At 73.3% G+C, this 6,253-nt stretch carries 6 protein-coding genes; all 6 read left to right on the top strand.

Annotation, left to right across the window (positions count from 1 at the left end; genetic code table 11):
• Positions 1 to 86 precede the first annotated feature (86 nt).
• On the top strand, positions 87 to 284 hold the full coding sequence (locus DQW06_RS09520; RefSeq protein ID WP_013154045.1) for a hypothetical protein: 198 nt from the start codon (positions 87 to 89) through the stop codon (positions 282 to 284).
• Positions 285 to 286: 2 nt separating this feature from the next.
• On the top strand, positions 287 to 1,087 hold the full coding sequence (locus DQW06_RS09515) for a TlyA family RNA methyltransferase (protein WP_013154044.1): 801 nt from the start codon (positions 287 to 289) through the stop codon (positions 1,085 to 1,087).
• A gap of 112 nt (positions 1,088 to 1,199) precedes the next feature.
• Positions 1,200 to 2,126, top strand: a complete 927-nt coding sequence (locus DQW06_RS09510) for an NAD kinase (protein WP_013154043.1) — start codon at positions 1,200 to 1,202, stop codon at positions 2,124 to 2,126.
• Positions 2,127 to 2,194: 68 nt separating this feature from the next.
• Positions 2,195 to 3,904, top strand: a complete 1,710-nt coding sequence (gene recN, locus DQW06_RS09505; protein WP_013154042.1) for a DNA repair protein RecN — start codon at positions 2,195 to 2,197, stop codon at positions 3,902 to 3,904.
• 211 nt (positions 3,905 to 4,115) lie between these two features.
• A complete protein-coding gene (steA, locus tag DQW06_RS09500; protein ID WP_041552789.1) occupies positions 4,116 to 5,288 on the top strand; it encodes a putative cytokinetic ring protein SteA in 1,173 nt (390 codons plus the stop codon).
• Positions 5,285 to 6,253 (top strand): copper transporter (locus DQW06_RS09495; protein WP_157983391.1); only part of this gene is annotated, 969 nt, incomplete at its 3' end. The genes steA and DQW06_RS09495, both read left to right, overlap by 4 nt.

Raw genomic sequence — 6,253 nt, 5'->3', positions numbered from 1 at the left:
GCGCTCGCACCGCAGCCAAGCGCACCACCAAGAGCAGGGGCACCACGAAGAAGTAGAGTCGGACCAGCGAGAACACCGGGAGAGGCATGGACCCCAACGAGCAGGCCCAGGCACTGGCCGAGCAGACCCTGCGCAGCACCAGGGAGCGGCTGGCGTCGCTGGAGTCCCTGCCCACCGCCGAGCACGTCGCGGTCTTCGACACCCTGCACCAGGAGCTGTCCGGGGTGCTCGGCGCGCTCGACCAGGGCGCCGGCGCCCCCGAACAGCCCCGGTATCCTCGGTAACCATGGCAAAACGCACCCGGCTCGACGCGGAACTGGTCCGCCGCGGGCACGCACGCTCCCGTGGACACGCCGCCGAGATCATCGAGGGCGGGTTCGTCAAGGTCGCGGGGATCGTGGCCTCCAAGGCCGCGACCCAGGTCGGCCAGGACCAGCCCATCGTGGTCCGTCCGCCCTCCGACGAGCCCCCCTACGTCTCCCGCGGCGCCCACAAGCTCATCGGGGCCCTCGACGCCTTCGAGTTCGACGTCGCCGACCGCAGGGCCCTGGACGCGGGCGCCTCCACCGGCGGGTTCACCGACGTGCTGCTGCGCCGCAGGGCGGCCCACGTCACCGCGGTGGACGTGGGCTACGGCCAGCTCGCCTGGTCGCTGCGCAGCAACGACCGCGTGCGCGTGATGGAGCGGGTCAACGTCCGTGAGCTCACCCCCGAGCAGATCGGCGAGCCCCGCCCCGACCTGGTCGTGGGCGACCTGTCGTTCATCTCGCTGCGCCTGGTGCTGGGGGCGCTGCGGGGCTGCGTGGCCGCCGACGCCGACTTCCTGCTCATGGTCAAGCCCCAGTTCGAGGTGGGCAAGGACAAGGTCGGCGCCGGGGGAGTGGTCCGCGAGCCGGAGCTGCGTGCCGAGGCCGTCTCCGACGTCGCCGCGCACGCCCTCACCCTGGGGCTGGGCACCGTCGGCGTCACCGCCAGCCCCCTGCCGGGCCCCTCCGGCAACGTCGAGTACTTCCTGTGGATGCGCGCGGGGGCCGCGCCCCTGGACCCGGACGCGTTGGCCCGGGCCGTGGAGGAGGGACCGCGTTAGCGACCGTGGCGAGCGTGTCTCAGGAGTCCGGTAACGTGACCCGGCCGGGTCGGCGAACGCCCCGGCCAGCACTTCAGACTCCCCGCCGGGGAGTGAACGTAAGGGGACGGCGATGACCAGCGGACGCAGTGTTCTCCTGCTGGCCCACACCGGTCGGCCCGCCGCGGTACGCAGCGCCCAACTGGTCCACGAGAGCCTGAGCCGGGCCGGGCTGACCGTGCGCATGCTCAAGAACGAGATCGAGGAACTGGCCGCGGAGGACTGCGTGCTCTCCCCGGTCGAGGTCGTGGAACCGGGGGAGGCGGCCCGGGGCGTCGAGCTGGTCATGGTGCTCGGCGGCGACGGCACCCTGCTGCGCGCCGCGGAGATCGCGCGCCCGGCCGGGGCACCCCTGCTGGGGGTGAACCTGGGCCACGTGGGGTTCCTGGCCGAGGCCGAGCGCGAGGACCTGGGCGCGACCGTGCGCAGTGTCGTCAACCGCGACTACGACGTCGAGGAGCGCATGACCCTGGACGTGGCGGTCTTCAACGGGGGCCGGGGCGACGGGAGTCCGCCCGTGCGCAACTGGGCGCTCAACGACGCGACCCTGGAGAAGGGCGAGGCGCGCCGCATCCTGGAGACCGTCCTGGAGATCGACGGGCGTCCGCTCTCGCGCTGGGCCTGCGACGGTGTGGTGTGCGCCACCCCCACGGGTTCCACCGCGCACGCCTTCTCCGCGGGCGGCCCGGTGGTGTGGCCGGACGTGGACGCCCTGATGGTCGTGCCGCTCAGCGCGCACGCCCTGTTCGCGCGGCCCCTGGTGGTGGGGCCGAACGCGACCGTGGCCCTGGAGGTGGTCCCGGCCACGGCGCCGGGCGTGCTCTGGTGCGACGGACGGCGTATGGTCGAATTGCCCGCGGGGGCACGAATCGAGATCACCCGTGCCGACACGCCGGTTCGGCTGGCCCGGCTGCACCGGGCGCCGTTCACCGACCGGCTGGTGGCCAAGTTCGGATTGTCGGTCGCCGGATGGCGGGGCCGTAGCGAGCACGGCCGCTGACCGGCCCGCGCGGCCGGACGCGCCGTGCGCGCGTGTGGGCAGTGGCGTCAACTACAGGAGAGGGATCGGTGCTCGAAGAAGTCCGTATCCAGGGGCTCGGAGTCATTGACGACGCCGTTTTGGAGTTGTCACCGGGGCTGACCGTCGTCACCGGCGAGACCGGCGCGGGAAAGACCATGGTCGTCACCGGGCTCGGACTGCTCTTCGGCGGGCGGGCCGACCCCCAGCGCGTACGTCCGGGTGCGGACCGGGCCGTGGTGGAGGGGCGCCTGACCGTCCCCTCGGGCGGCCGGGTGGCCGCCCGGGTGCTGGAGGCGGGGGGTGACATCGACGACGACGTCCTCATCCTCACCCGCACGGTGTCGGCCGAGGGCCGCTCGCGTGCCACCATGGGCGGCCGGTCCGCCCCGGTGAGCCTGCTCGCCTACCTCGCCGACGACCTGGTCGCCGTGCACGGCCAGTCCGACCAGCAGCGCCTGCTGCGCTCGGACCGGCAGCGCTCCTCCCTGGACCGCTTCGCGGGCGAACCGCTGACCAAGGCGCTCAAACAGTACACCGTGGCCTACCGGCGCCACCGGGAGGTGTCGGCGGAGCTGGAGGAGCTGGTGGAGCAGGCGCGCGAGCGCGCCCAGGAGGCCGACATGCTCCGTTTCGGCGCGGAGGAGATCGCCGCCGCCGAGCCCCGGCCCGGTGAGGACGCCGAGCTGCTCGCGGAGGAGACGCGGCTGGCGCACGCCGACAGCCTGCGCGTGGCGGCCACCACCGCCCACGAGGCGCTGGCCGGGGACCCGGCCTCCGACGTGGAGGTGGACGTGGCCGCGCTGCTCTCGGCGGCCCGGCAGGCCGTGGCGGCGGTGCGTGAGCACGACGCCGAGCTGGCCGCGATCGGCGAGCGGTTGGACGAGGCCTCCTACATCCTCACCGACGCCGCCACCGAGCTGGCCTCCTACGCCGAGTCGGTGGACGCCGACCCCGCCCGTCTGGCCCTGGTGCAGGAGCGCCGCGCGCTGCTCACCTCGCTCTCGCGCAAGTACGGCGCGACCACGGACGAGGTGTTGGCCTGGGCCGAGAACGCGGCCAAGCGGCTGGCCGACCTGGAGGGCGACGACGAGCGCATCGACGCGCTGCGCGCCGAGGCCGACGAGCTGCACGAGCGCATGGAACTGTTCGCCGCCGAGCTGACCCGTGTGCGCACCGAGGCCGCCGACCGCTTCGGGGAGGCCGTGACCGAGGAGCTGACCGCGCTGGCCATGCCGCACGCCCGCGTGAGCGTGCGCATCACCACGGGTGAGGAGTTCGGCCAGCACGGCCGCGACGAGGTCGAGGTCCTACTGGCCCCGCACCCCAGCTCTCCGCCCCTGGCCCTGCACAAGGGCGCCTCGGGCGGTGAGCTCTCGCGCGTGATGCTGGCCATCGAGGTGGTCTTCGCCGGTGCCGACCCGGTGCCCACGTTCGTCTTCGACGAGGTGGACGCGGGTGTGGGCGGCAAGGCCGCGGTGGAGATCGGCCGCCGGCTGGCCCGGCTGGCCCGGCGCGCGCAGGTCATCGTCGTCACGCACCTGCCGCAGGTCGCCGCGTTCGCCGACGCCCACCTGGTGGTGGAGAAGTCCACCGAGGGCCTGGTCACCGAGAGTGGTGTGGTGCGGTTGGACCGCGGGGGCCGGGTCCGGGAGCTGTCGCGGATGCTCGCGGGGCTGGAGGACTCCGAGCTGGGCCGTGCGCACGCCGAGGAGCTGCTCACCAACGCCGATCCGGAGCGCGCCTATCCGGCCGCCTGACCTGGGCGTTGTGTACACGTCCGGAACGGATGTGTGACCTTCTGGCGTTTCGGGGTAGTGGGCGGGCAGGTCGCCGTGGTCGTCCCGGAACGGGGTGAGGTCGGCGGTCTCGACCAGAACACGCCGATCTCACAGCTGTGATGACTCTCCGTGGGGGAGTTCTGACAGTATGCCAGCGATGAAGGTATCGGATGCGCTCAGCGCCACAGTCATGCGGTTCCGCCGCACCCGGGCGGACGCTCCCACAGGGCTGATCGCGCCCGTCCGCTCGGACCGGCGCACCAAGAACCTGACCAAACGTCTGCGACCGGGCGACATCGCGGTCATCGACCACGTCGACCTGGACCGCGTCAGTGCCGAGGCCCTGGTGGGCTGCGGTGTGTCCGCGGTCCTCAACGTCGCCACGAGCATCAGCGGCCGCTATCCCAACCAGGGGCCGGAGATGATCGTGGACGCGGGGATCCCCCTGGTCGACGACGTCGACCCCGAGGTGTTCACCCGCGTCCGCGACGGCGAGCGGCTCCGCCTGGAGGGCGCCACCCTGTACCGCGGCGACGAGGTCGTCGCGCGCGGCACCCTCCAGGACCTGGGGACCGTCAGCGCGGCGATGGAGGAGGCCCGCGCGGGGCTGGCCACACAGTTGGAGGCCTTCGCGGCCAACACCATGGCCTACCTCCAGCACGAGCGCGACCTGCTCCTGGACGGCATCGGCATCCCCACCATCGAGACCGACATCGAGGGCCGCCACGTCCTCATCGTGGTCCGCGGCTACCACTACCGGGAGGACATCGCGGCGCTGCGGCCCTACATCCGCGAGTTCCGGCCGGTCATCATCGCCGTGGACGGCGGGGCGGACGCGGTCATGGAGGCGGGGTACAAGCCCGACATCATCGTCGGCGACTTCGACTCGGTCTCGGACCGGGCGCTGACCAGCGGGGCCGAGCTGGTCGTGCACGCCTACCGCGACGGCAGGGCCCCGGGCCTGCCCAGGCTCACCGACCTGGGGCACGGCGCGGTGGTCTTCCCCGCCACGGGCACCAGCGAGGACGTGGCGATGATGCTCGCCGACGGCGCGGGCGCCGCGCTCATCGTGGCCGTGGGCACCCACGCCACCCTGGAGGAGTTCCTCGACAAGGGCCGGGCGGGGATGGCCAGCACCTTCCTGACCCGGCTGCGGGTGGGCGGCAAGCTCGTCGACGCCAAGGGCGTCAGCCGCCTGTACCGCTCGCGCATCTCCCCCTGGGCCCTGCTCGGGCTGGTCGCGGCCTGCCTGCTCACCATCGTGGTCGCCGCCTACAGCTCACCGGCGGGCCAGGTCTACCTCACCTTTCTCGCGGCGCGCTGGGACGCGTTCTCCTACTGGTTGACAGGGCTGTTGACGTGATCGATTTCCGCTACCACCTGGTGTCCATCGTCGCGGTGTTCCTCGCGCTCACCGTGGGGCTCGTCCTGGGGACCACCATGCTCCAGGACCCGCTGCTCAACACGCTCCAGTCCGAGACCGCCGACCTGCGCAGCCAGAGCGAGGAGCTGCGCGCCGAGCGCGACGCCGCCGACCAGGTCAACGCCGGGGCCGACCGGATGGCCGAGGCCGTGTCCGACGACACGCTCTCCGGTCTGCTCACCGACCTCGGTGTGGTGGTGGTGAGCGCTCCCGGAGCCGACACCGAGACGGCCGACGCCCTGGCCGGGCGCGTGGAGCAGGCGGGCGGCGAGGTCGTCGGCCGGGTCCAGATCAGCGACGCGTTCCTGGACGGCGGCAACGCCACCTTCGTCGACGAGTTGGCCCTGCAGATCACCCGGGACCCCCGGGACCTGTCCGGCAGCCCCCACGAGAAGGCGGGCGCCGAGATCGGCCGCGCCCTGGCCGCCTCGGAGGAGGACCCCTCCGGGGAGGGGGGCTCCGGTGACGAGGAGGCGTCCCCGTCCGAGTCCCCGTCCGCCCAGGCGGGGGAGGGCGGTGACGGCGGCTACGACCCGGCGGCCGTCCTGGAGGCCTTCACCGAGGGCGGGCTGATCACGGTCGAGGGCGACCCCGCAGAGTCCGCCGACGCCGTGGTCGTCCTCGCGCCCTCGGGCGGGTCCTCGCCCGAGGGCCAGGACCCGCAGACCGCCAACGCGGTGCTGAACACGATCACCACGGCCCTGCACCGGGAGGTCGGCGCCACCGTCGTGGCCGGTGACGGGCCCTCCGCCCGGGGCGAGGGAATGCTCGCGCAGGCGCGCGCCGCGGAGGCGGCCTTCGCCACCGTGGACGTGGCCAGCCGCCCGATGGGCGAGGTCATCACGATCCTGGCCCTGGCCGAGAACCTGAAGGAGGCCGGGGGAGCGTACGGCATCGGCGAGGGG

The sequence above is a fragment of the Nocardiopsis sp. TNDT3 genome (genome assembly GCF_003427465.1).
GTDB lineage: Bacteria > Actinomycetota > Actinomycetes > Streptosporangiales > Streptosporangiaceae > Nocardiopsis > Nocardiopsis dassonvillei.
Note: the sequence above shows the minus strand (reverse complement) of the source record. Positions and strands in the feature narration are given on the sequence as shown.